Below are 26284 nucleotides of genomic sequence, written 5' to 3'. Positions count from 1 at the left end.
AAACCGAAACAGGGGAGGTGCCATCGCCACGATGGCACCGCTCTGTCAGTTCAGATACAAGCGGACACGAAATAATTCACCCATTTCTAAATTTTTTATCCAGCTCCCTGCGGGGAGGCTGGAATTCAGCGATTGCGGGTGACGCGCCACACGGTATTGGCCAAGTCATCGGCAATGATCAACGCACCTTTCGGGTCCACGGTCACGCCCACTGGACGGCCACGGGTCTTGCCGTCGTCACCGCGAAAGCCGGTGGCGAAGTCGATGGGTTCGCCGGACGGCTTGCCATCGGTGAAGGGTACGAAGATCACCTTGTAGCCCACCGGGTTATCGCGGTTCCAGCTGCCGTGTTCGCCGACGAACGCGCCGTTGGCGAAGGCGTCGCCCATGGCCGGGATCGAAAAGTCCACGCCCAACGCCGCGACGTGGGAGCCCAGGCTGTAATCAGGTTTGACCGCAGCGGCGACCTTGGCTGGGTTTTGCGGTTGCGCACGCGGGTCGACGTTCTGGCCCCAATAGCTGTAAGGCCAGCCGTAGAACGCGCCTTCGCGCACCGAGGTGAGGTAATCGGGCACCAGGTCGGGGCCCAGTTCATCGCGTTCGTTGACCACCGTCCAGAGTTGCCCGGTGCCTGGCTGGATCGTCAATGCAGTGGGGTTGCGCAGGCCGGTCGCGTAAGGCTTGTGGGCGCCGGTGGCCGCGTCGATCTGCCAGACCATGGCGCGATCGATTTCCACTTCCATGCCGCGTTCGGTGACGTTGCTGTTGGAGCCGATGCCTACATACAGCTGGCTGCCATCGTCACTCACGGCGAGGGACTTGGTCCAATGGTGGTTGATCTGCGCCGGCAGGTCCGTGACTTTGCTTGGTGGGCCGCTGGCTTTGGTCTGGCCGTCGGCGTAGTCGAAGCTCACCAACGCATCCTGGTTGGCCACGTAGAGCTTGCCGTTGGCAAACGCCAGGCCGTAGGGCGCGTTGAGGTTGTCGGCGAACACGGTCTTGAGCTCATACGTGCCGTCGCCATCGGCGTCGCGCAACAGGGTCAGGCGGTTGCCACCTTTGACCTTGGTATTGCCTTCGGCTTTGATCAGGCTGGCGATCACGTCCTTGGGCTTGAGCTTGGCCGCGCTGCCACCTCGGCCTTCGGCGATGAGGATGTCGCCGTTGGGCAGTACCAGTGTCTGGCGCGGGATCGCCAGGTCAGTGGCGATGGCCGTGATGCTGTAGCCATCCGGCACCTTGGGTTTCTGCTCACCCCAGGGCGCGGGTTCGGCGATCTTCATGCTCGGCAGCAGGCTGCTTTGCTGTTCCGGCAGTTTCGGGTCGGGGCCGCGGGCCTGGGTCTTGTCGCCTTCGCCACCGCAAGCGCTGAGCAACAGCGCGGCGCTCAACAGGGTCAATGTGCTGGACGTTTTCATTTGCCACCTCCGCTACGCAGACCGATCCAGGTGGCTGCCAGGGCAAGCACCACGACAATCGCCGACAACACCAGCCCGGCCGGCATGGCGGCGTAGGCGTCCTTGGCGTGTTGGAAGGCGTTGACCAGGCCAAGCACCCAAGCGGCCAGCAACAGCAGGACGTAGGCAGCCGGCCCGCCCGCCTTGCGTTCGGCGCGAACCAGGTTGACCAGCGCAAACAGGAAGGCGAAGCCGCCAAACACCAACGCGCCGGCGATCAGCCAGGAGGCGAAGTTGGCCCATTGAATCTGGAAGGTCTGGGTGTAGGCAATGTCGCAGAGCAAGGCACCGAGGAACAACGGCACGGTGCCGGCCAGCAAGGTCGCGTGCAGCCGACCTGGGTGGGCTCGATAGGCGGGGAGGGTAGTCATGTAAGGCGGCTCCTTGTTGTTCGACGCCCCTGAACGGGGCAGCATAGGAAGTGAGCGCGTCTAGCGTAGGAAAGTTCAGCGTGATTAGTGTCGAAATATTATGAACCTGCTGGTTCAACCCCGAACTAAACCCGTATTCTCCCGTACCTTTTTTTGCCCAGGCGCCTCCATGACTCATCCCCGCATCGGCTTCGCGTGCCAATACCAGCATCCTGAACGACTCCTGTCGGCCAGCGCGTTGAAGTTGATCGAGGGCCCGTTCAACCCGCGAACCACCACGCTGCGCTGGATGGACAGCGTCACCCCGCAGGTCGCGCGCGAGAAGCTGGTGGAGGTGGTCACCCACAACCTGGCCGCCCAGTTGCGCCTGCTGGCGTATGTCGCCGAACTGCCGCCGATGCTGCACATGCTCCGGCTCAGCAGTGATCTGCTGCCGTTCTACAGCCACCCCAAGGTGGCGGCCGTGTACAAGGACCCGGCCATCGAGCGTCAATTGGTCGAAGGCTTCGCCGCCATTGGCGAACGAGCCCGCGCCTCTGACATCCGCCTGTCATTCCACCCTGGCCAGTACTGCGTGTTGGGTTCGGACAACCCCGGCGTGGTGGAAAACAGCCTCGCGGAGTTCGAATACCACGCCGACATGATCCGCATGATGGGCTACGGTCGACGCTTTCAGGACCTCAAGTGCAACGTGCACATCGCCGGGCGGCTGGGGGTCGAAGGCACCCGTGCGGTGTGGCCGCGCCTGTCCGAGGTGGCGCGCAACTGCATTACCTTCGAGAACGACGAAAAGACTTACGGCCTCGATCCCTGCCTGCAAGTCGCCGACCTGGCGCCGGTGGTGCTGGACATCCACCATTGCTGGATCAACGAGAACGACTATATTGACCCGCATTCCGAGCGGGTCTCGCGGGTGATCGACAGCTGGCGCGGCGTGCGCCCGACGATGCACTACTCCCAGCCCCAGGAGAGCTTGCAGGAGCTGGGCTTCGACGCCGAGCACAAGCTGGAAATGGACGCGCTGATGAACGTAGTATCCAAGCGCGACTTGTATGGCCACAGCGCGCAGATGTGGAACCGCTGGACCAACGATTACGCGCTGCAGTTCCTCGACCGCTTCGACATCATGCTGGAGGCCAAGGCCAAGAACGTTGCATCCCTGGCCTTCTATGAACACTACAAACGCCGCACACCGCGTGACTGAAGCGTCGCGTTGTCAGGACTTGAAGCGGCCTACCAGCCCGTTCAGTTCCGCCGACAAGGTCGACAGCCGGCCCGAATCATCCTGCGCCGAACTGGCCAGGCTTTCGACCAGTCGCGCTTCGTCGTAGATCTGCTGGATGTGCCGATTGATCTCCTCGGCCACGCTGTGTTGCTCCTCGGCGGCGGCGGAGATTTGCAGGTTCTGGTCGCGAATCTCGTTCACCGACAGTTGAATGCCTTCAAAGCTGTCCCGTGCGTTTTCGATGGACGACACGCTGGCGCGTGACAAGTCCAGGCAACTGCCCATTTTCTGCGTGACTTCCTGGGTCTTGTTTTCCAGGGTGCCCAGCAGTTGCTCGATCTCGCCGGTGGAGTCGGAGGTACGCTTGGCCAAGGCGCGCACCTCATCGGCGACCACCGCAAACCCGCGGCCCTGATCGCCGGCGCGAGCGGCTTCGATGGCGGCGTTGAGTGCCAGCAGGTTGGTCTGTTCGGCAATCGCGCGGATGGTGCCGAGGATCTGGTTGATGCTGCGGCTGCCGGCCTCCAGCTCGACCATGGCCTGGGACGATTCGGTCAGGCGTCGGCCCAGGCGGTTGACGTTGTCGGTGGTCACCTCGATTTGCTGCTTGCCCTCGGCCACTCGCCGATGGCCGTTTTCGGCCGATTCCGCCGCACCGCTGCAGGAACGTGCCACCTCGTTGGCGGTGGCGACCATCTCGTTGAACGCGGTGGACACCAATTCCACAGCTTCGCGCTGGCGCCCGGCGGCCTCGTTCATGTTGTGCGCCACCTCACTGTTGACCTTCGACGCGTTCTGCAAGTTGGTCGAGGCAGCGACGATGTGCTGGATCAGTTGACGGATCGCGGCCAGAAACTTGTTGAACCAGCCCGCCAGCTCGGCGGTTTCATCCTTGCCCTGCACCTGCAACTCATGACGCAAGTCGCCTTCGCCTTGGGCGATGGATTGCAAGCCGGTGCTGACCTGGCCGATCGGCTTGACGATCACCTTGGAAAACGCCGCCGCCACCAACCCGAAGATCAACACCAGCACGCCGACAATGGCGGCGGTGAGGTAGGTCATGCGGGTGGCCTCGGCCATCACTTCGCGATGTTCGATCAGTCCGATATAACGCCAGCCCAGGCCGGGCGACGTCCAGATATTGGCCATGTAGCGCACGCCATTGATCTGCACCTCGGTGGAGCCCTGAGGCGTGTTGGCCAGGTGCGCATAAGGCGCGCCCAGGTCCTTGAGGGGCTTGAAGCTGTGGCCGGCGTCACGCGGATCCACCAGCACCACGCCGTCCTCGATCAGCATCACGTAGCCGCTTTCTCCCAGCTTGATGCTCTTGACCAGTTCGGTGAGGTTTTTGAGCGACACGCTGACCACGAACACACCCTTGGCCTTGCCCGTGGCGTCCAGCAATGCCCGTGCGGTGCCCACCAGTGCTACGTCGTCCTTGTCGTAGTAGTAAGCCGGTGTACGCACGGTCTTGCCGGGGCTGGCCATGGCCGCCTTGTACCAGGGGCGGGTGCGCGGGTCGTATTTGGACAGTTGTGGATCGTCTGGCCATTTGACGTAGGTACCGTCCTCAAGGCCGATGGACAGGATCGCCGCCGCCGGGTGCGTGGCACCGTAGCGGGCGAAGCGCTCGATCACCGCCTGTGCCGCCGGCGGCAGGGGCTGGCTGGCCGCGTTGGCGGGTTGGTAGTCCTTGAGCGTGTCGACGGAGGTGTATACAGGATCGCCGGCCATTTGATCGACATTCTGCAAAGTGCCATCGAAGAACTGGCGAATATTGCCGTCGATCTGACGGATCTCCCGGGTGCTGCCGTCGATGAACTGATCCACCGCCTGGGTCCGGGTGTTCATGACCGAGATCACGGCCACCAGGCTTACCGGGATAAACGCGACAGAAACAAACGCCAGCACCAGCTTATTTTTTATTTTCATCGAGACGACCATCGGCAGAGAAAGTGGCCAGACCGCTGCTGTTTCAACACAGTATTGGCGATCTGCTATCACTGTTGTTTCGGCGGGCGCTCGGTAAATCTTTAGGGTTTTTTGTACACAATACAAAGTGGTGATTGTTCTGTGTCCAATCAGTACACATCACGCAGGTAACGTTTCTGTTCACTCATCCGGCGCCAGTAATCCACAGCGTCCTCCGCGCCAAGCCCGCCGTGGGTTTGCGTGATATCACGCAGCGCCTGGTCAACGTCCTTGGCCATCCGGCTGGCATCGCCGCAGATGTACAGTTGCGCGCCGTCCTGCAACCAGCGCCATAGTTCGGCACCCTGTTCACGGATGCGGTCCTGCACGTAGATTTTCTGCGCTTGGTCGCGGGAGAACGCCAGGCTCAGGTGAGTCAGCAGGCCATCGTGTTGCAGGTGTTGCAACTCGTCCTGGTAGTAGAAGTCCGTGGCGGCGTGCTGCTCGCCGAAGAACAGCCAATTGGCGCCCTGATGGCCCTGGGCCCGGCGCTCTTGCAGGAACCCGCGAAACGGTGCCACACCCGTGCCAGGGCCGATCATGATGATCGGCACGTCACCATCGCGCGGCACATGGAAGTGCCGGGAGGGCTGTACGAACACCGGCACTTCGGCAGTGTCTGCACGGTCGGCGAGGAAGGTCGACGACACGCCCTTGCGTTTGCCATAGCGCACGGCGGACACGGTGAGGTGGACTTCCTGCGGATACGCCTTGGCGCTGGAGGCGATGGAATACAGGCGCGGTTGCAGGCGCTTGAGGGTGTCGAGCAACTCGTCCGCCGAACATTCGACGGGGTAGTGATGCAGCACATCGGCGAGTTGCCGGCCCCATAACCAGTCCTTGAGGTGGGCTTTGTGCTCGGGTTCGAGCAACTGTTTGAGCCCGGGGTTGGCGCTGCGCTCGGCAATCAACGCCAGGGTTTCGCTGCCGGGCCGGGCGATTTCGAAGTGTTGGGTCAGCGCTTGTTGCAGCGGGACGTCGCCGAAGGTGTCGATGTTGACGCAGGTGCTGCCAGCCAGCCCGGTCAGCGCGAGCAACTCGTTGACCAGCTCGGGGCAATTGCGCGGCATGACGCCCAGGGCATCGCCGGCTTCATAGCTCAGCCCGGAGCCAGCCAGGTTCAGGGCGAACTGGCGCGTATCCTTGTGGCGGCTGTGCGGGTTCAGCCGGCGGTTGATCAGCAGCCCCGAGCCGTGCAGCTTGGTTTTGCCGGCGGGCTCGAGGGGCGCCAGGGGCTTGCTGGGGTCGATGCTTTGCTGCAGACGGGTCAGCCAGGCGTCGGCGCGGGCTTCGAATTCGGTGTCGCAATCGACGCGCTCCATCAGGCGCGTGGCACCCAGTTCCAGCAGGCGCCGGTCCAGCTGCTTGCCGTGATTGCAGAACTGCTCGTAATTCGGATCGCCCAGGGCCAGTACCGCATACCGCACGGACTCCAGGCGAGTGTCGGCGTTGCACAAGCTGCGCCAGAAACTTTCGCCGTTGTCCGGTGGGTCGCCGTCACCGAACGTGCTGCTGATCAGCGCCAGGGTCTGCCGGCTGGCCAGTTGGCTGGCGGGGAAGTCCGCCATCGCACTGGATTCCACGCTGATACCCGCCGCACGCAGGCGCTTGGCGAAACCTTCGGCCAACGCTTCGGCGTTGCCGGTTTGCGACGCCCACAGCAGGGTGACGGCCGCGTCGGTGTGCGCATGATGCTCGGGTTCGGGGGCTTGGCTATCGAGAAACCGGTGGCCGATCAATTCGACCCGGCTCAGGGCCACGGCGCAAAACTTGAACTCGGGCTGCAGGGAAATCGGGTCCACGGCGTCGTTGGTCACCGCGTTGATCGCCAGGTGTTCACCGAACACATCGTTCCAGTGGAACGGCGCAAAACAGTTGCCTGGGCGCACCCGGTCAGTGACTCGTGCGGGCAGTACGGCGCGACCGCGCTGGGAACGCACCTCCACCGCGTCCCGGTCCTTGATGCCCAGGCTGGCGGCGTCTTCGGGGTGAAGTTCCACGAACGGGCCGGGGTTGAGCTTGTTCAGGGTCGCGACCTTGCCGGTCTTGGTCAGGGTGTGCCACTGGTGTTGCAGGCGGCCGGTGTTGAGCACGAAGGGGAACGCGGCGTCAGGCATTTCTGCCGGTGGCAGGTGAGGGCGGGGCAGGAATTGGCCCCTGCCGCTGTCGGTGGCGAAGCGGATCGTGCCGTGATCGAGGTAGCGGATCGGGTTGCGGTCGGCGCCCGCGCTGGATGCGCACGGCCATTGCAGGGGTTGGCCCCGCAGCCGCGCGTGGCTGGCGCCGCGAATGTCGTAGCCGGTCCTGGGGTTCCAGGCGCGCTTGATCTCATCAAACACCTCGGCGGCGCAGGCGTAGGTGAAGGACTCGGCAAAGCCCATTTCACAGGCAACCCTGGCGATGATCTGCCAGTCCGGCAAGGTTTCGCCTGGGGCGTCGACGGCCTTTTGCATCAGGGTCATGTTGCGTTCGGAATTGATCATCACGCCTTCGGCCTCGGCCCACAGCGCACCGGGCAGAAGAATGTCGGCGTAGCGGTTGGTCTCGGTGTCGAGGAATGCATCCTGGGTGATCACCAGGTCGGCGGCCTGCAGGCCGTCGATGACGCTGCGGCGATTGGGCATGCTGGCCACGGGGTTGGTGCAGATGATCCAGCAGGCCTTGATCTGCCCGGCAGTCATTTGTTCGAACATCGATACAGCGCCGCCGCCCACCTGGCGCGGCAGGCTGCCCGCGGGAATCTGCCAGAGGTCTTCGATAAAGGCGCGGTCGGCGTCCACCAGCACCGAGCGCTGCCCCGGCAGGCCCGGGCCCATGTAGCCCATCTCGCGACCGCCCATGGCATTGGGCTGGCCAGTGAGGGAAAACGGCCCGCTACCGGGGCGGCAGATCGCACCGGTTGCCAGGTGCAGGTTGCACAAGGCGTTGGTGTTCCAGGTGCCGTGGGTGCTCTGGTTGAGGCCCATGGTCCAGCAGCTCATCCATTCGGCGGCGTGGCCGATCAGCTCGGCGGCGTGGCGAATGTCGGCTTCGGCGAGGCCGGTGATCTCGGCGACGGTGTGCGGCGGGTAGTCGTCCAGGAAGGCCGGCATGACGTCCCAACCGTCGGTGAACGCGGCGATAAAGCCAGGGTCGGTGTGGCCGTTCTTTACCAGCAGGTGCAGCAAACCGTTGAGCAGGGCGAGGTCGGTGCCGGGCTTGATCGGCAGGAACAGGTGCGCCTTGTCGGCGGTAGCACTGCGCCGCGGGTCGACCACGATGAGCTTCGCGCCGGCCTTGACCCGGTCCATCATGCGCAGGAACAGGATCGGGTGACAGTCAGCCATGTTGGCGCCGATCACGAAGAACAGGTCGGCGCGGTCGAAGTCCTCGTAGGAACCGGGGGGGCCGTCCGAACCGAGGGATAACTTATAGCCGCTGCCGGCGCTGGCCATGCACAGGCGTGAATTGGATTCGACGTTATTGGTGCGCACGAACCCCTTGGCCAGTTTGTTGATCAGGTACTGGGCCTCCAGGGACATCTGCCCGGACACATAGAAGGACAAGGCGTCGGGCCCATGGGTGTCGAGGATGTGGCGCAAGCGCGCGGCCGTTTCGCTGATGGCGGTGTCCATGGCGATGCGGACCGGGTCGTGGTCGCGGGCCTGGCGCAGGTAGGCATTTTCCATACGTCCGGAGTCGGCAATCGCCTGCCCGCAGGTCGTGCCTTTGGTGCACAGGCGCCCGGCATTGGTGGGGTGGTCTTTGTCGCCGATGACCTTGACGACCTTGTTGTCCTGCACCTGCATGACAATGCCGCAGCCCACGCCACAATAAGGACACACACTGCGTACGCTCTGGTTTTCCATGGTTGACCCTATAAACAAAAAAGGCGCCTTGTGACCCTCCGTTCAGAACGGGGATCACACGGCGCCTTTGTCGTGAGAGGGCAGTCTGCGTTGACTGCTTGATTGAACAGTCCCTAGCAAGTCACGCGCCAGGTTTTTGCAAGTGGGGTTAAAGGCGCTTGTGGTGAGCGGGCTTGCTCGCGCCGGGCAAGCCCGCTCACCACAATAAGCCCGCTCTGGCCACAGGGGTTGTGCACGGTTATGAATCGGGGCGCACCAGTTGGGGGCGAATTCTTCGGTATTTGAGCAGCAGTGCAAGGCTTGGCGCCGCCGCCACGGGCCGATTCGTTGATTGGCACGGCGCCTGCAAGACCTTTGGCAACCCACCTCGGTCAACGACGATCGACAGACCAACACAGGTCATGGGCAAGAGCGGCAAGACCGCACAAGAACAGGCAAAGACGCCTGGAACCGCAAGGTTTCAGGCGTTTTTTTTTGCTTTTTTTAAAACCGTGATGAGCTTTGTCGGGTGCTAAGTATGAACAGTCTCAAAACCCTGATCGTCGTCGGCAATGGCATGGTCGGCCACCACTGTGTGGCGCAATTGATCGAGCGCGGTGCGCTGGATCACTACCGTTTGCATGTGTTCAGCGAGGAGCCGATGCGCGCCTATGACCGCGTGCATTTGTCCGAATACTTCACCGGGCGCGATGCCGAATCGTTGGCGCTGAGCGAGGCATCGCTGTACCAGACGCCGGGCGTGACCCTGCACCTGGGCGTGCCGGTACTGGAGATTGATCGGGCCCGCTGCGAGGTCATCACGGCCGACGGCTGCGTAGCCTATGACAAGCTGGTGCTGGCCACCGGTTCTTACCCGTTCGTGCCGCCGATTGACGGCGCCGCAGGCGATTCACGCCTGGTCTATCGCACCCTCGAAGACCTCGACGCCATCCGCGCTGCCGCCGCCAATGCCCGGCGCGGCGTAGTAGTAGGCGGCGGCCTGCTCGGCCTGGAAGCGGCCAATGCGTTGAAAAGCCTGGGCCTTGAGGCGCACGTCGTGGAATTCGCGCCGCGCCTGATGCCCGTGCAACTGGATGATTTTGGTGGCCTGGCCCTCAAGGCCCAGATCGAGCGCCTGGGCGTTGGTGTGCACCTGTCCCGCGCCACCCAGTCCATCAGTGCCGGCGAGCAGTACCGTTACCGGATGAATTTTGCCAATGACGAACACCTTGAGACCGACCTGATCGTGTTCTCCGCCGGCATCCGCGCCCAGGACGCGCTGGCCCGCCAGGCCGGCTTGGAGATCGGCCCGCGCGGCGGGGTGGTGATCAACGACGAATGCCTGAGCTGCGACCCGAATATCTACGCCATCGGCGAGTGCGCCTCGTGGAACGGCAGCCTGTTCGGCCTGGTGGCACCGGGTTACCAGATGGCCCGTGGCGTGGCTGCGCTGCTGTGCGGGCAAACCGCCGAGCCGTTTGTGGGCGCCGACATGTCCACCAAGCTCAAGTTGCTGGGGGTGGACGTGGGTTCGATCGGCGATGCCCACGCCCATACGCTGGGTGCGCGCAGTTATCAATTTATCGACGAAGCCAGCGCCAGCTACCGACGCCTGGTGGTGAGTGCCTGCGGCAAACACGTGATCGGCGCGGTGTTGGTGGGCGACAACAGCTACTACGACACCCTGCTGCAATACATGCAGAACAGCATCGCGCTGCCAGCGGAGCCCGCCAGTCTGATCCTGCCATCGTCCAGCGGTGCTCCCACCCTCGGCCCCGGCGCGCTGCCGGACACGGCGACGGTGTGCTCGTGCCACAACGTCACCAAGAGCGCGATCTGCTCGGCCATCGACGGCGGCTGCAGCGACCTCGGTGTACTCAAGGCCCAGACCAAGGCCTGCACCGGCTGCGGTGGTTGCGCCGGCTTGCTCAAGCAGGTGTTCGAACATGAGCTGATTGCCCGTGGCGTCAGCGTGGATAAAAGCCTGTGTGAACATTTTGCCTTCACCCGTCAGGAACTCTATGCGCTGGTGCGCGTGGAAGGCGTGGTCACCTTCGAAGAACTGCTGGCCAGGCATGGCCGTGGCCACACCGGTTGCGACGTGTGCAAACCGGCGGTGGGCTCGATTCTCGCGTCGTGCTGGAACCAGCCGATCATGGACCCGTCGCTGGTGCCGTTGCAGGACACCAACGACACCTTCATGGCGAACATGCAAAAAAATGGCACCTACTCGGTGGTGCCGCGCATTCCCGGCGGTGAGATCACGGCGGACAAACTCATCGTGATCGGCGAGGTGGCGAAGAAATACGACCTGTACACCAAGATCACCGGTGGCCAGCGTATCGACCTGTTTGGCGCGCAACTGCATGAACTCCCGGATATCTGGGCCGAACTGATTGCGGCCGGGTTCGAGACCGGGCACGCCTACGGCAAGTCCACGCGCACCGTGAAGTCTTGTGTGGGCAGCACCTGGTGCCGCTACGGCGTACAGGACAGTGTGAAAATGGCGCTGCTGATCGAAGACCGCTACAAGGGCCTGCGCTCGCCGCACAAGCTCAAGTTCGCGGTGTCCGGCTGCACCCGCGAGTGCGCCGAAGCCCAGAGCAAGGACGTCGGTGTGATTGCCACGGAGAAGGGCTGGAACCTTTACATCGCCGGCAACGGCGGCATGCGCCCACGTCATGCGGAGCTGTTCGCCACCGACCTGGACGACGCTACGCTGATCCAGTACATCGACCGTTTCCTGATGTTCTACATCCGCACCGCCGACAAATTGCAGCGCACCTCGGTGTGGCGCGAAAGCCTGGAGGGCGGCCTGGACTTCCTCAAGGACGTAATCCTTCACGATAGCCTGGGCCTGGGCGCCGAGCTGGAAGCGCAGATGCAACTGGTGGTGGACCGTTACGAATGCGAATGGGCCAACGCCCTCAAGGACCCGGAAAAACTCAAGCGCTTCCGCACCTTCGTCAACGACAAACGCCCTGATCCGGACATTCACTTCGTCCAGGAGCGCGGCCAACGCCGGCCGATCATGGCCGCCGAACTCAACCTGATTCCTGTGATCGAGGAGATTGCCTGATGAGCCTGCCCACCTGGAAAAGCGTGTGCAATGAGTATGACCTGGTCAGCAATTCCGGCGTCGTGGTGTGGCTGGACGGCGCGCAAGTCGCGCTGTTCTATCTGCCCGACGCCCAGGAGCAGACGCTGTTCGCCATCGACAACCACGACCCGGAGTCCGGTGCCAATGTGATCGGCCGTGGGCTGGTGGGGAATATCAAGGGCGAATTGGTGGTGGCAGCGCCGATCTACAAGCAGCATTACCGCTTGCAGGACGGCCAGTGCCTGGAGGCGCCGCACCAGCGGCTGCGGGTGTGGCCGGTACGGCTGAGAGAAGGTTGGGTGGAACTCGCCTTGACCCCGGCGTCCCTTTAGCCGAGCCAGGTTAACAACCCGCTCCTGCAGTGAGCGGGTGTGCCTGATCTGTCGCTCAATCGCCCATCGTCAGGATGATCTTGCCGACGTTCTCCGAACTCTCCATGCGCCGATGCGCATCGGCGGCACGAGCCAGCGCGAAGGTGCTGTCGACCACCGGCTCCAGGCTGCCACCGCCTTCGAAGCGTTCCAGCCAATGCTCGCGAAAGCGCCGGATCATCGCGTGTTTCTCAGGCTGGGAGCGGGACTTCATCACCGTGCCGATAATCTGCAGGTGGCGGTACAGAATATGCTCCAGCTGCACGCTGACCTCACCGCCGCCGCCGAGGATTCCCACCTGGATCAGCCGGCCTCCGTTGGCCAACGACGCAATGTTGCGGCTGAAGTAGGGCGCGCCAATGAAGTCGATGATCACGTCTACGCCGCGCCCTTCGGTTTTGCTGGCGATCACTTCGGCGAAATCTTCCTGTTTGTAGTCGATGGCGACATCCGCGCCCAAGTGTTCGACGCGCGCGGATTTACTGCCTTCGGTGGTCGCGTACACGGTGGCGCCGGTGGCGTAGGCCAACTGCACGGCCGCCGAGCCGACCCCGCCTGCCGCAGCGTGAATCAGCACCGAGTCGCCGGACTTGAGCCGACCCAGGTGCAGCATCGCTTCATGGGCGGTGACGAACACCTCGGGAATCGCGGCCGCATGCACGTAGTCCAAGAGTGCCGGAATGGGCATGGCCATGCGGTAGTCGATGCGTGCGATTTCAGCGTAGGCGCCGCCGCCTACCACGCCCATGACCCGATCCCCGATGCGGTAGCCGACCACGTCGGCACCGGTGGCGATGACTTCGCCGGCGATCTCGAGGCCGATGATCGGCGAGTCGCCAAAGTCAGGCCGGCCGTAACCGCCGGTGCGGTGCGTGAGGTCGGCGCGGTTCACGCCCGCCGCATGCACGCGTACCAATAGATCGGTGGGGCGAACGTGTGGGGTGGGAACCTCGCCCAATTGCATGACGTCGGGGTTGCCGAAGGTGTCGAGAGTGATGGCTTTCATGGGTATATGTCCTTAAACCTGGCTGATGAATTTGTTCGTCAAGTAATGCTCGATGCCTTCAATGCCGCCCTCGGAACCGTGGCCGCTTTCCTTCATGCCGCCGAAGGGCAATTCGGTGGCGACGATGCGGTACTGGTTGATCCCGATCATGCCGGCTTCGAAACCGTCGGCCACATCGATGGCGGTGCGTGCATTGGAGGTGAACGCGTAGGCCGAGAGCGCGTAGGGCAGGCGATTGGCCTCCTTGAGGCCGTCGGCCAGGCCGTTGAATGGCATCAACACGGCGATGGGGCCAAAGGGTTCTTCATGCATGACCCGGGCATGCATCGGTACATCCACCAGCACCGTGGGGGCGAAAAAGTACCCCTGGCCCGGCAGGCGTTCGCCACCGGTCAGCACCCGCGCGCCTTTGTCGACGGCGTCGGCCACCAGTTCTTCCATCTTGGCCAACTGCCGTGGGTTGGCGAGCGGTCCGACCTGGGTGTGCGGGTGCAGCCCATTGCCGATGCGCAGGGCCTGGGTGGCGGCGACAAACTGCGTCACGAAGGCGTCGTAGACGCCGCGTTGGATCAGAAAGCGGGTGGACGAAATGCACACCTGGCCCGTGCCCCTGAAGCGGTTTGCGGCGCCCTCTACCGCAGCTTTCTCGACATCACCGTCGTCAAACACCAGCACCGGCCCGTGCCCGCCCAGTTCCAGGGTGATGGGTTTGACGCCCTCGGCTGCACGCGCTGAAAGCAACCGTCCAATCGGGACCGAACCGGTAAAGGTCACTTTGCGAATGATCGGCGAGGCAATGAGGTGACTGGAGACTTGGTCCGGTACACCGAACACCACCTGCAGCACACCTTTTGGCAGGCCCGCATCATCCAGCGCACGGGCCAGCGCCAGGGCGGTGGAGGGGCTCTCTTCGCCAGGCTTGAGAATCACGCTGCAGCCTGCCGCCAGTGCGGCCGAGAGCTTGCGCGCCGGGGTAATCGCAGGGAAATTCCACGGTGTAAAGGCCGCCACCGGGCCGATCGCCTGGCGCTTGACCAGTTGCAGCACGCCCGGACGGTTGGCTGGCACCACGCGCCCGTCGATACGCCGTGCGCTTTCGGCAAACCACTCGAAATATTCAGCGGCGCGGCACACTTCATCGAGGCTTTCACCCAGGGGCTTGCCTTCTTCCAGGGTCATTTGCGCGGCAATCTGCGGGGCGCGCTCCAGGATCAGGTCGGCGGCACGCTTGAGGATCTTGGCGCGCTGGTCCGGCACGGTGCGCCGCCAGGTGTCGAATGCCACGTGTGCAACGCCGAGGGCGTGATCAAGGTCGGCGGCGGTGGCCAGGGGCACCCGGCCGAGTTCACGTTCGGTGGCCGGGTTGACCACGGCGGCGGTGGCACGCCCTTCAGCGCTGATCCATTCGCCTGCGATGACAGGTAAAGCGGATCGTAGGAAACATTCATGGGTAAGGCCCTCGTAGCGTTTAAGGAAGTGGCTGAACCGGGGCCAAGTCTAGGGAGGGCAGGGCGATTGATTTAGCCGCACGCGAGGGAATGATTGTTGTGTGGGACAGCAAAATCCCTGGCTTGCGCGCACTGCCGGCAGCGGCGATCATGCGACCTGCTTTGGCTCAGGCCTTATGGACGGTAGTGATGGATAAACTTTCGAACATGTCGGTGTACGTGCGAGTCGTGGAGATGGGCAGTTTCACGGCAGTCGCCAACCATCTCGATTCAACCGTCGGCAACGTTTCCCGGGCCGTCTCCGCCCTTGAAAAAAACCTCGATGCGCGCTTGCTCCAGCGCTCTACCCGGCGGCTGTCGGTGACTGACGCGGGTCGGCGTTTTTACGAGCGCTGCAAGACCATCCTGGCTGACCTGGAAAGCGCCGAAGCCGAGGCCAGCGACGCACTGCTGGCGCCGCGCGGCACGTTGCGCGTGCATTGCGTTCCCGGCCTGGCACGCCAGTTGGTGACCTGCGCCGTGCTTGAGTACCGCCGGCAATTCCCGGACGTCACCGTGGACCTGATGCTGTCCCAGCGCATGCCGAACCTGCTCGAAGACCAGTTGGACGTGTCGATCCTGATTGCCAGGACCCTGCCGGATTCAGCCTATGTCAGCCAGAAAATCGGTGTCAGCCATTGTGTGCTGGTCGCCTCCCCGGAGTACCTTGCACAACACGCCGCACCGTTGGAGCCCGAGGACCTGCGCGACCATCAGTGCCTGTTGCTGGGCACGGTCGATTACGTTCGGGATGAGTGGCAGCTCAAAAGCGCCAAAGGCGATGCCACCTTTGTGCCGACGGGTCCGAGTTTCAGCGTGAATGACATGGAGGCCATGGCCGTGGCGATCAAGGCAGGCGCCGGTATCGGCCTGCTCGCCGGGTTCTCGGCGCTCGACGACCTGCGCTGCGGCAAGCTGGTGCGAGTGTTGCCGGACTATCACACCTACGAGCGCAACGTGTACGCGGTGTACACGTCGCGCCAGTTTGTCGATGCCAAGATCACGCGCTTCATCGACACCCTGAAGGCGCAGGTGGGCAGCCAGTTGGAAGCGACTGCCCGGGAGCTGATCAGCGGTTGAACCGCTCCACCAGCGCGTACTGCGTCGACGCCGTGTTGGTCAGTTCCTTGCTCAGGTCGGTGGACTGGTGGGCCTGCAGGGACGTTTGATCGGCCAGCTCGGCGATGGTGGTGATGTTGCGGCTGATCTCCTCGGCGACCGCGCTTTGCTCCTCGGTGGCGGCGGCGATCTGGGTGGTCATGTCGGTGATATGGGACACGGCCTCGCTGATGCCCACCAATGCCTGGTCGGCTTCCAGCACCCAGGCCACGCCTTCCTGCGCCTGGCGCTGGCCATGTTCCATGCTGTGCACGGCGTTGGTGCTGGAGGCTTGCAGTTTGGTGATCAGCGCGTGGATCTGGGTGGTGGACTGGGAGGTGCGCTGGGCCAACTGGCGGACTTCGTCGGCGACTACCGCAAAGCCCCGGCCTTGTTCGCCGGCTCGCGCGGCTTCGATGGCGGCGTTTAGGGCGAGGAGGTTGGTCTGGTCGGCGATGCCTTTGATCACGTCGACCACGCTGCCGATTTCGTCGCTGTCGCGGGCGAGTTGGGCCACGGTGACCCCGGTCTCCCCGACGACTGCCGACAGACGCTCGATTGCTTCACGCGTGTCCCGCGCCACTTCACGGCCCCGGCCGGTCAGCACGTTGGCCTGCTGCGTGGCGTCGGCGGTGCGTTGTACGTGGCTGGCGACCTCCTGGGTGGTGGCGGCCATCTGATTGACGGCGGCCGAGACCTGCTCGGTTTCGACACGCTGGCGGTCCAGGCCCTTGGAGCTGGCGGTGGCCAACTGATCGGACTGGCCAGCCAGCGTACTCAGCTGTTCGGCGCTGTCCTGCAGGCGCGTAAGGCACGTCTTGAGGCGCGCGGCCTGACTGACGAACGCGGTTTCCAGGCGCGCCTGGGGGCCCTTGGCATCGCTGTACATCTGGGCGATCAAGGCGTCGGATGTCGACGGTTCCACCCCGGCGAGCAAGCGCAGGGTGTTGCCCTGGCGCAGGCGGGCGCACAGCAGGCCGACGGGAATCGCCACTGCCACAGCCACCGCAAGGGCTGCCGGTGCGCTGAGTGCCAGCCCGGCAAGGCTGCCGGCCACGCCGGTGGCTACGTATGGCACGCAGCTGAGCACGGCAGGCAGCCACGCATCCTGGCGCGGCACCGCCGGTTTGCCTTGGCTGATGCGTCGGTACAACGCCTCGGCGCGACGGATCTCATCGGCCGTGGGCTTGACCCGCACGGACTCGAAGCCCACTACCTGGCTGCCGTCGAAAATCGGCGTGACGTAGGCGTTGACCCAATAATGGTCGCCATTTTTCGAGCGGTTCTTGACGATGCCCATCCACGGCAGGCCTTGCTTCAAGGCGCTCCACATATGGGCAAACACGGCGGGAGGCACATCGGGGTGACGCACGATGTTCTGCGGCGCACCGATCAAGTCAGCGCGGTTGAAACCGCTGATCTCCACGAAGGCGTCGTTACAGTAGGTAATCACGCCCCGGGTATCGGTGGCGGAAATAAGTTTTTGCTGAGGCGCGAGGGAAATCTCGCGCTGTGTTACAGGCTGGTTGTTGCGCATTCCGACTACTCCCTGGTTGCACTCAGTCCATCGGCCCCAACTGCCAAAAGGTTAATGCACATTGGCCATTTCGCCAGCCGCTGGTCAAAAGCCTGAAACTTCGCGATGAAACCCCTCATAATGGCGGCCATTTTTGTTTAGCCGTCTTCTGGTGTACCCGCATGGAAATCAAGGTCAACTTTCTCGACAACCTTCGACTTGAAGCCAAGTTCGACGACTTCACGGTGATCGCCGACCAGCCCATCCGCTACAAGGGCGATGGTTCGGCGCCGGGGCCGTTCGATTACTTCCTGGCGTCGTCGGCGTTGTGTGCGGCGTACTTTGTGAAGCTGTACTGCCAGACGCGCAACATTCCCACGGACAATATCCGTCTGTCGCAGAACAACATCGTCGACCCGGAGAACCGCTACAACCAGATCTTCAAGATCCAGGTGGAGTTGCCGGCGGACATTTCCGACAAAGACCGCCAGGGCATCCTGCGCTCCATCGACCGCTGCACCGTGAAGAAAGTGGTGCAGGCCGGGCCGGAATTCGTCATTGAAGAAGTCGAGAACCTGGACGCGGATGCCCAGGCGCTGTTGATGCCCAGCTCGATGTCCGACGGCGGTACCTACATCGCGGGCAAGGACCTGCCGCTGGAGCAGACCATCGCCAACATGTCCGGGATTCTTGCGCGCCTGGGCATGAAGATCGAGATCGCGTCGTGGCGCAATATCGTGCCCAACGTGTGGTCGTTGCACATCCGCGATGCCCATTCGCCGATGTGCTTCACCAACGGCAAGGGCGCAACCAAGGAAGGCGCGCTGGCGTCGGCGTTGGGCGAGTTCATCGAGCGGCTCAATTGCAACTTCTTCTACAACGACCAGTTCTGGGGCGAGGAGCTGGCCAATGCGCCGTTCGTGCATTACCCGGATGAGCGTTGGTTCCAGCCGGGCCCGAACGACGAATTGCCGAGCGAGATCCTGGACGCCTACTGCCTCAAGGTCTACAACCGCGAGGGCGAACTGCGCGGCTCGCACCTGTTCGACACCAACTCCGGCAACGAAGAGCGCGGCATCGTTTCGCTGCCGTTCGTGCGCCAGTCCGATGGCGAGGTGGTGTATTTCCCGTCCAACCTGATCGAAAACCTCTACCTGAGCAACGGCATGAGCGCCGGCAACACCCTGGCGGAAGCGCAGGTGCAGTGCCTGTCGGAAATCTTCGAGCGGGCGGTGAAGCGCGAGATCATCGAAGGCGAATTCGCCTTGCCGGATGTACCCGCCGAAGTCATCGCCAAATACCCAGGCATTCTCGCCGGTATTCAGGGCCTGGAAGCCCAGGGTTTCCCGGTGCTGGTGAAGGATGCGTCCCTGGGCGGTGAATTCCCGGTGATGTGCGTGACCCTGATGAACCCCCGCACTGGTGGCGTGTTCGCGTCGTTCGGCGCCCACCCGAGCCTGGAAGTGGCGTTGGAGCGCAGCCTGACCGAACTGCTGCAAGGCCGCAGCTTCGAAGGCCTCAACGACCTGCCGCAGCCGACCTTCGAAGCCCAGGCGGTGACCGAGCCGAACAACTTCGTCGAGCACTTCATCGACTCCAGCGGCGTGGTGTCGTGGCGCTTCTTCAGTGCCCAGTCGGACTACGACTTTGTCGAATGGGACTTCAGTGGCGAAGGCGAAGACTCCAACGCCCAGGAGGCCGCGACGTTATTCGCTATCCTGGAAGGCATGGGCAAAGAGTCCTACATGGCGGTGTACGAACACCTGGGCGCCACGGCGTGCCGCATCCTGGTGCCGGACTACTCGGAAATCTACCCGGTGGATGACCTGATCTGGGACAACACCAACAAGGCGCTGTTCTTCCGCGAAGACATCCTCAACCTGCACAGCCTCGACGAAGAAGCGCTGCAGGCGTTGCTTGAGCGCCTGATCGAAAGCGAGTTGGACGACTACACCGACATCACCACCCTGATCGGCATCGAGTTCGACGACAACACGGCCTGGGGCCAGTTGACCATCCTCGAGCTGAAGCTGCTGATCTTCCTGGCCCTGAAGCAATATGAAGAGGCCAAGGAGTGTGTAGAGATGTTCCTGCAGTACAACGACAACACTGCCGACCGTGGCCTGTTCTATCAGGCGATGAACGCGGTGCTGGAAATGGAACTGGACGAGGACCTGGAACTGGCCGATTACGAAGCCAACTTCCGCCGCATGTTCGGCAATGAACGGATGGATGCGGTGATGGGTTCGGTGAATGGCGACGTGCGTTTCCATGGCCTGACCCCGACCAGCATGAAGCTCGAAGGCCTGGACCGGCATTTGCGCTTGATCGACAGCTACAAGAAGCTGCATGCGGCGCGGGCCACCATCACCTCCGCCTGATACTAACGACTGTGGGAGTGGGCGTGCCTGCGAAAGCGGTGGGTCAGTCGATCAATGAATGACTGATACACCGCCTTCGCGGGCAAGCCAGCGCCCACATTTGATCGATTTCTGTCGTTAGATCTTCGCCAGGGCGTTTGCCAAATCCGCCCTCAGGTCCTCCACGTCCTCAACCCCTACCGACAACCGCACCAACCCATCCCCAATCCCCAGCTGCGCACGCGTGGCTGCCGGGATGCTGGCGTGGGTCATGATGGCTGGGTGTTCGATCAGGCTCTCCACACCGCCGAGGCTTTCGGCGAGCGCGAAGATCTCCACGTTTTCCAGGAAGCGCCGGGCCCCGGCGAGGTCGCTGTTCAGGTCGATTGAAATCATCCCGCCAAACCCGTGCATCTGCCGTCGGGCCAGTGCATGTTGCGGATGGGACGGGAGCCCTGGGTAATACACCCGCGCCACTTGCGGTTGTTGCTCCAGCCAAGTGGCCAGGTCCAGGGCGTTGCTGCAATGGCGCTCCATGCGCAAGGCCAGGGTTTTGACGCCGCGCAGGGTGAGGAACGCGTCGAACGGCCCGGCGATCGCGCCCACCGAGTTTTGCAGGAAACCCAGGCGCTCCGCCAATGCCGGGTTGTCGCCGACTATGGCAATCCCGCCGATCACATCCGAGTGCCCATTGAGGTATTTGGTCGTGGAATGCACCACCACATCAAAGCCCAGCTCCAGCGGCCGCTGGATCCACGGGCTGGCGAAGGTGTTATCGGCCACGCAGAGGATCCCGCGAGCCTTGCACAGGCGGGCGATGGCGCTCAGGTCGGTGAGGCTCAGCAGCGGATTGCTCGGCGTTTCGACCCAGACCATCCGCGTGTCATCTTGCAAGCTCGCTTCAAACGCCGACAGGTCACTCAAGTCCACAAAGCTGAACCGATGCCCTGCGCTGCGTTGGCGCACCTTGTCGAACAGCCTGAACGTGCCGCCATACAAGTCATTGCCGGAGACGACATGCGCGCCCGCGTCCAACAACTCCAGCACGGTCGAAATCGCTGCCAGCCCTGATGCAAAGGCAAATGCCTGGCTGCCACCTTCCAGGTCTGCGACGCAACGCTCCAGGGCGAAGCGCGTGGGGTTGTGGGAGCGGCCGTAGTCGAAACCCTTGTGCACGCCGGGGCTGTCTTGCAGGTAAGTGGAGTTGGCGTAGATCGGCGGCATCAGCGCGCCGGTGGTTGGGTCGGGGGATTGCCCGGCGTGGATCACACGGGTGGCGAAGGCGCTTTTATCGGGCTGACTCATGCAAGGGATCTCCGTAGGTGATTGAGCAGGTCGACGCGGGTGATCAAGCCGTAGAAGCCAGTGGCGTCGGCGATGATGGCCACCAGGCCGCGATCGAGTTCTTCCTGCAACTCCGCGAGGCTGGCGCTGGGCGCCAGGGTTTCCAGGCTATCGGTCATGGCACTCGCCACCACCATCTGGAAATCCGCAGCGTCATGGTGCAGGCCCAGCAGGATGTCGGATTCGTCGATCACGCCCACCAGTTCACGGCCGTCCACCAGCACCGGCAGTTGGGAGACATCGGCCAGGCGCATGCGCTTGAACGCGGTGAGCAGGGTGTCGTCGGGGCTCACGCTGATCACACGGCCGTCCTCGAAGCGACGGGCGATCAGGTCGCGCAGGTCGCCGTAGTGTTTGTAGTGGAGCAGGCCGGCATCGTTCATCCATTGGTCGTTGTAGATCTTCGACAGGTAGCGCGTACCGGTGTCGCAGACGAAGGTGACCACGCGTTTGGGCACCGTCTGTTCACGGCAGTAGCGCAAGGCGGCGGCGAGCAGGGTGCCGGTGGATGAGCCGCCCAGAATGCCTTCGGCCTTGAGCAACTGGCGCGCGTGGTCGAAGCTTTCCTCGTCGCTGATGGAATAGGCGTGGCGCACGCTGGAAAGGTCGGTGATCGACGGTATGAAGTCTTCGCCGATGCCTTCCACTGCCCACGAGCCCGGTGTGCCCAGCACGCCGCTGCGGCTGTATTCGGCCATCACTGAGCCCACCGGATCCGCCAGCACCATCGCCAGTTCGGGTTGCACGCGCTGAAAGAACCGCGTCAGGCCAGTGAGGGTGCCGGCCGAGCCGACGCCCACCACAATGGCGTCCACATCGTGCTGGGTTTGCGCCCAGATTTCCGGCGCGGTGCTGGTCTCGTGGGCGAGGGGGTTGGCGGGGTTGTTGAACTGGTCGGCGAAGAATGAACCGGGAATGTCCCTGGCCAGGCGGGCGGCCACGTCCTGGTAGTACTCGGGATGGCCCTTGCCCACGTCGGAACGGGTGATATGCACCTCGGCGCCCATGGCCTTGAGGTGCAGCACTTTTTCCGTGGACATCTTGTCGGGCACCACCAGCACCACCCGATAGCCTTTGGCCCGGCCGACCAGCGCCAGGCCCAGGCCAGTATTGCCGGCGGTGGCTTCGACAATGGTACCGCCGGCCTGCAGGCGGCCATCGCGCTCGGCGGCGTCGATCATCGCCAGGCCGATGCGGTCCTTGATGGAGCCGCCGGGGTTCTGGCATTCAAGTTTGAGGAACAGCGTGCAGAGGCCGGTATCGAAACGGCTGACCTTGACCAGCGGCGTATTGCCGATCAGTTCAAGCACGGCGGGGCGAGATTGTGCGGGCATGTCGTCACCTGTAGTCGAGGGGGGACAGCAAAATGCAGGGCATGGTTTGGACCATAGGCCGGGATCGGGCCGGTCGCAACCGCACGGTCCGATGAATGTCATTTTTTGGCGCATGGACGCAGGGGCGCGTGGCCACCTGCAGGCGCCACCCACCCCCTGTGGGAGAGGTCGAGCTTCAGCGAGGCTTCGAAGACGCCAGCGTTGTTGCCAGGCGGCCCACCAGGTCCGGGCTGGCCGACTGCATCGGCGCCCTCAGCTCGCTGCCGATCAACCCTTGCAGCGCCAACGCGGCTTTGACTGGCGCGGGATTGGGCTCCATGAACAGCGTATTGATCAACGGCACCAGTTGAAAAAACGTCTCGCGAGCCTCCGCCAACTGGTTAGCGCGCACCTGTTGCCACAGCGCCACAAAGCGCTCGGTGTGCACGTGGGCCGAGGCCGCAATCGCCCCGGATGCGCCCAGGCACAGCGCGTTGAACAGTTGCAGGTCCTCGCCGCACAACACGTCGACTTCGCCACTGGCCAGCAGCGCCAGGGTGTTGCCCAGGTTGCCGCCACAGTCCTTGACCGCCAGGATGCGCTCATGGGCGACGATGTTCAGCAGGGTGGCCTGTTCGAAGGTCGCGCCGGTACGGTAGGGAATGTCATACAGAATGATCGGCACGCTGGAGGCATCGGCGACGGTCCGGAAGAACGCCTCAAGGCCGGCCTGGGACGGGCGGATGTAACTCGGCGCCGGCACCAGCAGCCCGGCGACCGGGCGTTGCAGCACGTCGCGCTGGAATTGCAGCAATTCAATCTGGTTGCCGCCCGCCAGGCCCATCACCACGCGGTTCGCGGGGACCCACTGCAGCACCGCATCCAGCACCGCCAGTTGCTCCGCACGGCTCAGCGCAGAAGCCTCACCAGTGGTGGTGCAGACCATGATCCCGGCCACGTGGTTTGCCAGCAGATGTTCGATGAGCCGACGCAGGCCGACACAATCAATGGCACCGTCCTGAAACGGTGTGACCACGGGAACCCAGATACCTTGAAACGCTGACATGCACTTTCTCCTGATGATTGACCGCTTGAGTCACCGTCAGAAGGCCAGGGGAGATTGTGCAAAGGGGGGAGACCGTCGCGCTCAATGTCCTGTCAGCTCATCTGACGGGACAGCGCGCCCCGGTCACATGAGCGACTGTTTCTTCGATTTGAGGGCGTGCGCAACGCGGCCTTGCGCCTTGGCAATCAAGCCAATGGTGCGAAGGTTGACGGAGGCGCTTGTGGACATACGTTGACACACCCTGAATAAGGCCCCCATCTTCATGGAAGATGGCGAGCTGTGTCAACGGCGTCGTCAGACGCTGTACTTGGGCTGGCGTAGACTGAGTGATCGTCGTCGAGAGTCGACTCAGGATACTGATAAATAAACTGATGCCCGATGATGTAAGAGCCAATCCTGTTGGTGCGCGCCGTCACCCGGACAGCAGTCATGCCTCGCTGTATCTGACGGTCCAGGTCAGCTTTGTTTGTGCACAGTTGAAGGCGTCGCCCAGTGTTTGGATCCTCGATCCACAGGCCCGCTTCGCAACGGCTGGTTCTACCGAGGGCGGGTCCTGGGTAGGTGATTTCATACGTGGAATCGTATTCAACCGTTTCGCCAGGCAGCAGGTAGGCGCCCACGTCATAGCTATTCAAGACGCAAACGAAACCGATGCACAGGCCGCTTGAAAAAGCACTGGCAATGCGTTTGAGGGTTCTTTCGACCGGGAGACGGCACAGCGCCCTGCCCGCAAAGATGAGCCCGAACAGAATGCTGACTGCAATGTAGGTGGTCCACGCCGGGATGTAGGGCATCAAAATGGTCTGCCTGGCAATGCCGGCGGCCCATTGCAGGTAGAACATGAGTGCTCCAATCACTGAAAGCGCAGTGATCACAATGGCTGCTTTTTTCAGTGTGCCCTTGGGGTGAGTGAACGTCATGAGGTGCGGGCTCTGAAGGTGGTTGGCGATGTTTCGCCGGCAGACCGGCTGCTACAGTGTGGGTATTGCTCGATTACAAGGAACGGTATGTTACGGAAAACCCAGCTCATTGCCTTCCCCGGCCTCATCGCATCGGTACTGTTACTCACCGGTTGCCCGCCGCCCGCTGAGTTCACGCAGTGGCAACGCACGGCCACTTCGGTGGACGGTGTGAAGTTGGCGATGGCCGAATGTGGCGAACCCGTGGGAGGTTCGCTGACCCGCTATCCGATCAACGTCCGGGTGCTTCATTTCCAATGCATGCAACGGCTTGGATTCAAACGTAAAGACCGGTTCAAATTTTGCGAAGTCATGAAGAATGTTCCAGCCTGCGTCGAAGAACGCCAGGGTCATCCACTCAGCCTGTCCCAACTGGAAGCCTTGCCGTTTACTGCCGATGACGGTTTCTATCCGATCAAGCCAAATTCGGGTCGGTTTGAGAGCATGCAGGTCTCCTGGCGCAAAGTGGGCGCGTCAAAGCATTTCTCCGTGCAGATCGCCAACGACCACGAAGCGCTGCCGGTCATGTACGCCTGCGGCTATCCGAAGCCACTGGGGTCCAATCTTGAGATCGGCAGCATCGGCGCTACCGCCAAGGCGCAACGCTGCATGATTGATCATGGCTTTGAACCCAAGAACGCGTTGATGCTGGTGTGCCTGCCTTATCCAACCGTGACCGGCTGCCAAGGCACGGTTGCGGAAACTAAAGGGGCTGCGACCTCCACATCAGCAGCTCCTCCTCCAGCCCCAAGAGATCGTTGATATCGCGCAACGGCGCCTGTTCACGCACGCTGGCCAATTCGATGCGGCTGACCTTTTGGTGCCCCAGTTTCTTTGGGGGGGATCCCACTTCGTAAACGTTCCGGCCGTGCTTGTCGAAGAAGTAATAGCGCAACTGCGGGGCATTTTTGTTCTTGAAGTTGATCAACACGTAGACGAATTCAGCCTTCACCTCACCCAGCCTTGGTTCCAACGGTGCCGCGGCAACTTTGCCCCAGCACAGGCGCTGGAACAGCTGTTCGGGTTTGACTAGCTGGTGCTTGATCACGCTGAGCGAGGGGGCTTGGAACAGTTGCTGGGACAGGGCTTTGAAGGCTGTGAGGCAATCGTAGGGTTGTGCCCGTTTGTTGAGGCTGTTGGCCGAACGCATGCGATGCAGGGGGGTGAGGCTTTGCGGTGTCAGATTTTGCGCGACCTGCAGGGGGTCGACCGCAGGGGCGTCGAACCATTGGGTGGTGAAGCCTTCAAGGTCTTTGAAGGGCGCAAGCGTGGTGGGATTATCGCTGACGATGGTGCAGGTGATGACGTGATCCGGAAACAACTGGCGCAAGAGCGCATGTTTTTTCAAGGCTTCGGTCTTGAGTGTGCGCAGGTTTTCGGGTCGTTGCGTGAGCGTGCATTCGAAGAACTGCAAGCTGCGGTCGCAGAGCGTCATGGCGTCGAACTCGGCAATCGAGAAGCCATGGCTGTTGTAGATGCACCGACCTTTGCCATCACAGAAAAAACCGTCCTGTAGGAATGTATTGGTTTTAGGGGTGTAGATGCCTTTGGCGACCAGCGTCAGGCGCGGGTTGGCGTGCTCGGCAATAGTGGCCGCCCACTGTTCGTAGAAGGCCGCTTCGTAGAGTTCGCCACGAAAATTCGATAAGCGCACGTGACTGTTCTGCTGCTTCAGGAAGCTGGCAGCGTGGCTGTAGCGGTATTTATGGAGATTTTCCCGGCAGTCGGTGGCTGTGGGCAGGGCGTGCTGATTCTGCAGCGGCATGATTACGTCCTTGTAAGCGCGCGGGTGGCATGTAAAGGGCACAACGGC

At 62.6% G+C, this 26284-nt stretch carries 18 protein-coding genes and 2 pseudogenes; 7 read left to right on the top strand and 13 right to left on the bottom strand.

The annotated features are described in order from the left end of the window. Window positions 1-125 precede the first annotated feature (125 nt). On the bottom strand, window positions 126-1418 hold the full coding sequence (locus tag CQ041_RS07190; RefSeq protein ID WP_105521762.1) for a sorbosone dehydrogenase family protein: 1293 nt from the start codon (window positions 1416-1418) through the stop codon (window positions 126-128). Beyond that, window positions 1415-1828 (bottom strand): DUF2231 domain-containing protein, encoded by a 414-nt coding sequence (locus CQ041_RS07185; protein ID WP_105521761.1) that lies wholly within the window; start codon window positions 1826-1828, stop codon window positions 1415-1417. The genes CQ041_RS07190 and CQ041_RS07185 overlap by 4 nt, the downstream gene beginning before the upstream one ends. 169 nt (window positions 1829-1997) lie before the next feature. On the opposite strand from CQ041_RS07185, the gene CQ041_RS07180 reads away from it, so the two are divergent. Next, a complete protein-coding gene (locus CQ041_RS07180; RefSeq protein ID WP_105521760.1) occupies window positions 1998-3032 on the top strand; it encodes a UV damage endonuclease UvsE in 1035 nt (344 codons plus the stop codon). A gap of 12 nt (window positions 3033-3044) precedes the next feature. Here the strand turns inward: CQ041_RS07180 and CQ041_RS26765 are convergent, their stop codons facing one another. The 3 genes and pseudogenes from CQ041_RS26765 to CQ041_RS07170 form a co-directional block, all read right to left on the bottom strand. Further along, window positions 3045-3812, bottom strand: coding sequence for a methyl-accepting chemotaxis protein (locus CQ041_RS26765; protein ID WP_371923005.1), 768 nt, complete (start codon window positions 3810-3812; stop codon window positions 3045-3047). Window positions 3813-3899: 87 nt separating this feature from the next. Continuing rightward, window positions 3900-4904, bottom strand: a pseudogene (locus CQ041_RS26760) (cache domain-containing protein); the annotation flags it as partial. A gap of 230 nt (window positions 4905-5134) precedes the next feature. Next, window positions 5135-8872, bottom strand: a complete 3738-nt coding sequence (locus CQ041_RS07170) for a bifunctional nitrate reductase/sulfite reductase flavoprotein subunit alpha (RefSeq protein WP_105521758.1) — start codon at window positions 8870-8872, stop codon at window positions 5135-5137. A gap of 173 nt (window positions 8873-9045) precedes the next feature. Here CQ041_RS07170 and CQ041_RS26170 point away from each other — a divergent pair, with 173 nt between their 5' ends. The 3 genes from CQ041_RS26170 to nirD are packed head-to-tail and all read left to right on the top strand — an operon-like array spanning window position 9046 to window position 12283. Further along, window positions 9046-9387 carry a hypothetical protein gene (locus tag CQ041_RS26170; RefSeq protein WP_146116051.1) on the top strand — a complete coding sequence of 114 codons (342 nt, stop codon included), beginning with the start codon at window positions 9046-9048 and terminating at the stop codon, window positions 9385-9387. A gap of 2 nt (window positions 9388-9389) precedes the next feature. Next, the gene (nirB, locus tag CQ041_RS07165; RefSeq protein WP_105521757.1) at window positions 9390-11930 is read left to right on the top strand and encodes a nitrite reductase large subunit NirB; all 2541 of its coding nucleotides are present in this window, start codon (window positions 9390-9392) and stop codon (window positions 11928-11930) included. Continuing rightward, the gene (nirD, locus tag CQ041_RS07160) at window positions 11930-12283 is read left to right on the top strand and encodes a nitrite reductase small subunit NirD (RefSeq protein WP_105521756.1); all 354 of its coding nucleotides are present in this window, start codon (window positions 11930-11932) and stop codon (window positions 12281-12283) included. Before nirB ends, nirD begins: the two co-directional genes overlap by 1 nt. A 55-nt stretch (window positions 12284-12338) precedes the next feature. Here the strand turns inward: nirD and CQ041_RS07155 are convergent, their stop codons facing one another. Both CQ041_RS07155 and CQ041_RS07150 read right to left on the bottom strand, forming a co-directional pair. Next, window positions 12339-13328: an NAD(P)H-quinone oxidoreductase gene (locus CQ041_RS07155; RefSeq protein ID WP_105521755.1), complete on the bottom strand. Its 990-nt coding sequence runs from the start codon at window positions 13326-13328 to the stop codon at window positions 12339-12341. 12 nt (window positions 13329-13340) lie between these two features. Continuing rightward, a pseudogene (locus CQ041_RS07150) lies at window positions 13341-14776 on the bottom strand (NAD-dependent succinate-semialdehyde dehydrogenase). Window positions 14777-14965: 189 nt separating this feature from the next. Here CQ041_RS07150 and CQ041_RS07145 point away from each other — a divergent pair. Then, entirely contained in the window at window positions 14966-15895 is a 930-nt protein-coding gene (locus CQ041_RS07145) for a LysR family transcriptional regulator (protein WP_105521754.1), read from the top strand. Here CQ041_RS07145 and CQ041_RS07140 read toward each other — a convergent pair. Beyond that, window positions 15885-17450, bottom strand: a complete 1566-nt coding sequence (locus CQ041_RS07140; RefSeq protein WP_105521753.1) for a PAS domain-containing methyl-accepting chemotaxis protein — start codon at window positions 17448-17450, stop codon at window positions 15885-15887. The two genes, CQ041_RS07145 and CQ041_RS07140, sit on opposite strands and share 11 nt — an antisense overlap. A gap of 161 nt (window positions 17451-17611) precedes the next feature. Between CQ041_RS07140 and CQ041_RS07135 the strand changes: the two genes are divergently transcribed. After that, window positions 17612-19810, top strand: a complete 2199-nt coding sequence (locus CQ041_RS07135) for an OsmC domain/YcaO domain-containing protein (RefSeq protein WP_105521752.1) — start codon at window positions 17612-17614, stop codon at window positions 19808-19810. A 117-nt stretch (window positions 19811-19927) separates the two neighbouring features. On the opposite strand, the gene CQ041_RS07130 is transcribed toward CQ041_RS07135, so the two are convergent. The 4 genes from CQ041_RS07130 to CQ041_RS07115 form a co-directional block, all read right to left on the bottom strand. Next, complete coding sequence (locus tag CQ041_RS07130) at window positions 19928-21094, bottom strand: cystathionine gamma-synthase (protein WP_105521751.1); 1167 nt, start codon at window positions 21092-21094, stop codon at window positions 19928-19930. Further along, window positions 21091-22467 carry a cystathionine beta-synthase gene (locus CQ041_RS07125; RefSeq protein WP_105521750.1) on the bottom strand — a complete coding sequence of 459 codons (1377 nt, stop codon included), beginning with the start codon at window positions 22465-22467 and terminating at the stop codon, window positions 21091-21093. The genes CQ041_RS07130 and CQ041_RS07125 overlap by 4 nt, the downstream gene beginning before the upstream one ends. Window positions 22468-22642: 175 nt before the next feature. Further along, a complete protein-coding gene (dapA, locus tag CQ041_RS07120; protein WP_105521749.1) occupies window positions 22643-23512 on the bottom strand; it encodes a 4-hydroxy-tetrahydrodipicolinate synthase in 870 nt (289 codons plus the stop codon). Between the two features lie 260 nt (window positions 23513-23772). Continuing rightward, the gene (locus CQ041_RS07115; RefSeq protein ID WP_177429362.1) at window positions 23773-24432 is read right to left on the bottom strand and encodes a hypothetical protein; all 660 of its coding nucleotides are present in this window, start codon (window positions 24430-24432) and stop codon (window positions 23773-23775) included. 87 nt (window positions 24433-24519) lie between these two features. Here CQ041_RS07115 and CQ041_RS07110 point away from each other — a divergent pair, with 87 nt between their 5' ends. Continuing rightward, window positions 24520-25233, top strand: a complete 714-nt coding sequence (locus CQ041_RS07110; RefSeq protein WP_105521748.1) for a hypothetical protein — start codon at window positions 24520-24522, stop codon at window positions 25231-25233. Here the strand turns inward: CQ041_RS07110 and CQ041_RS07105 are convergent. Next, a complete protein-coding gene (locus CQ041_RS07105; protein WP_105521747.1) occupies window positions 25175-26236 on the bottom strand; it encodes a hypothetical protein in 1062 nt (353 codons plus the stop codon). The genes CQ041_RS07110 and CQ041_RS07105 overlap by 59 nt on opposite strands. Window positions 26237-26284: the final 48 nt, after the last annotated feature.

Origin of the sequence: Pseudomonas sp. MYb60 (genome assembly GCF_002979555.1) — a bacterium.
GTDB lineage: Bacteria > Pseudomonadota > Gammaproteobacteria > Pseudomonadales > Pseudomonadaceae > Aquipseudomonas.
The sequence above is the reverse complement of the archived record's forward strand: the minus strand, read 5'-3'. Positions and strand labels throughout refer to the sequence as shown.

What these genes read in the sequence shown, in the direction of transcription:
- dapA (WP_105521749.1), bottom strand. Translation starts at nt 23,512, where the DNA reads ATGTCAGCGTTTCAAGGTATCTGGGTTCCCGTGGTCACACCGTTTCAG.
- nirD (WP_105521756.1), top strand. Translation starts at nt 11,930, where the DNA reads ATGAGCCTGCCCACCTGGAAAAGCGTGTGCAATGAGTATGACCTGGTC.
- CQ041_RS07185 (WP_105521761.1), bottom strand. Translation starts at nt 1,828, where the DNA reads ATGACTACCCTCCCCGCCTATCGAGCCCACCCAGGTCGGCTGCACGCG.
- CQ041_RS07140 (WP_105521753.1), bottom strand. Translation starts at nt 17,450, where the DNA reads ATGCGCAACAACCAGCCTGTAACACAGCGCGAGATTTCCCTCGCGCCT.
- CQ041_RS07170 (WP_105521758.1), bottom strand. Translation starts at nt 8,872, where the DNA reads ATGGAAAACCAGAGCGTACGCAGTGTGTGTCCTTATTGTGGCGTGGGC.
- CQ041_RS26765 (WP_371923005.1), bottom strand. Translation starts at nt 3,812, where the DNA reads ATGAACGAGGCCGCCGGGCGCCAGCGCGAAGCTGTGGAATTGGTGTCC.
- nirB (WP_105521757.1), top strand. Translation starts at nt 9,390, where the DNA reads ATGAACAGTCTCAAAACCCTGATCGTCGTCGGCAATGGCATGGTCGGC.
- CQ041_RS07105 (WP_105521747.1), bottom strand. Translation starts at nt 26,236, where the DNA reads ATGCCGCTGCAGAATCAGCACGCCCTGCCCACAGCCACCGACTGCCGG.
- CQ041_RS07135 (WP_105521752.1), top strand. Translation starts at nt 17,612, where the DNA reads ATGGAAATCAAGGTCAACTTTCTCGACAACCTTCGACTTGAAGCCAAG.
- CQ041_RS07125 (WP_105521750.1), bottom strand. Translation starts at nt 22,467, where the DNA reads ATGCCCGCACAATCTCGCCCCGCCGTGCTTGAACTGATCGGCAATACG.
- CQ041_RS07145 (WP_105521754.1), top strand. Translation starts at nt 14,966, where the DNA reads ATGGATAAACTTTCGAACATGTCGGTGTACGTGCGAGTCGTGGAGATG.
- CQ041_RS07115 (WP_177429362.1), bottom strand. Translation starts at nt 24,432, where the DNA reads ATGACGTTCACTCACCCCAAGGGCACACTGAAAAAAGCAGCCATTGTG.
- CQ041_RS07130 (WP_105521751.1), bottom strand. Translation starts at nt 21,094, where the DNA reads ATGAGTCAGCCCGATAAAAGCGCCTTCGCCACCCGTGTGATCCACGCC.
- CQ041_RS07110 (WP_105521748.1), top strand. Translation starts at nt 24,520, where the DNA reads ATGTTACGGAAAACCCAGCTCATTGCCTTCCCCGGCCTCATCGCATCG.
- CQ041_RS07190 (WP_105521762.1), bottom strand. Translation starts at nt 1,418, where the DNA reads ATGAAAACGTCCAGCACATTGACCCTGTTGAGCGCCGCGCTGTTGCTC.
- CQ041_RS07155 (WP_105521755.1), bottom strand. Translation starts at nt 13,328, where the DNA reads ATGAAAGCCATCACTCTCGACACCTTCGGCAACCCCGACGTCATGCAA.
- CQ041_RS07180 (WP_105521760.1), top strand. Translation starts at nt 1,998, where the DNA reads ATGACTCATCCCCGCATCGGCTTCGCGTGCCAATACCAGCATCCTGAA.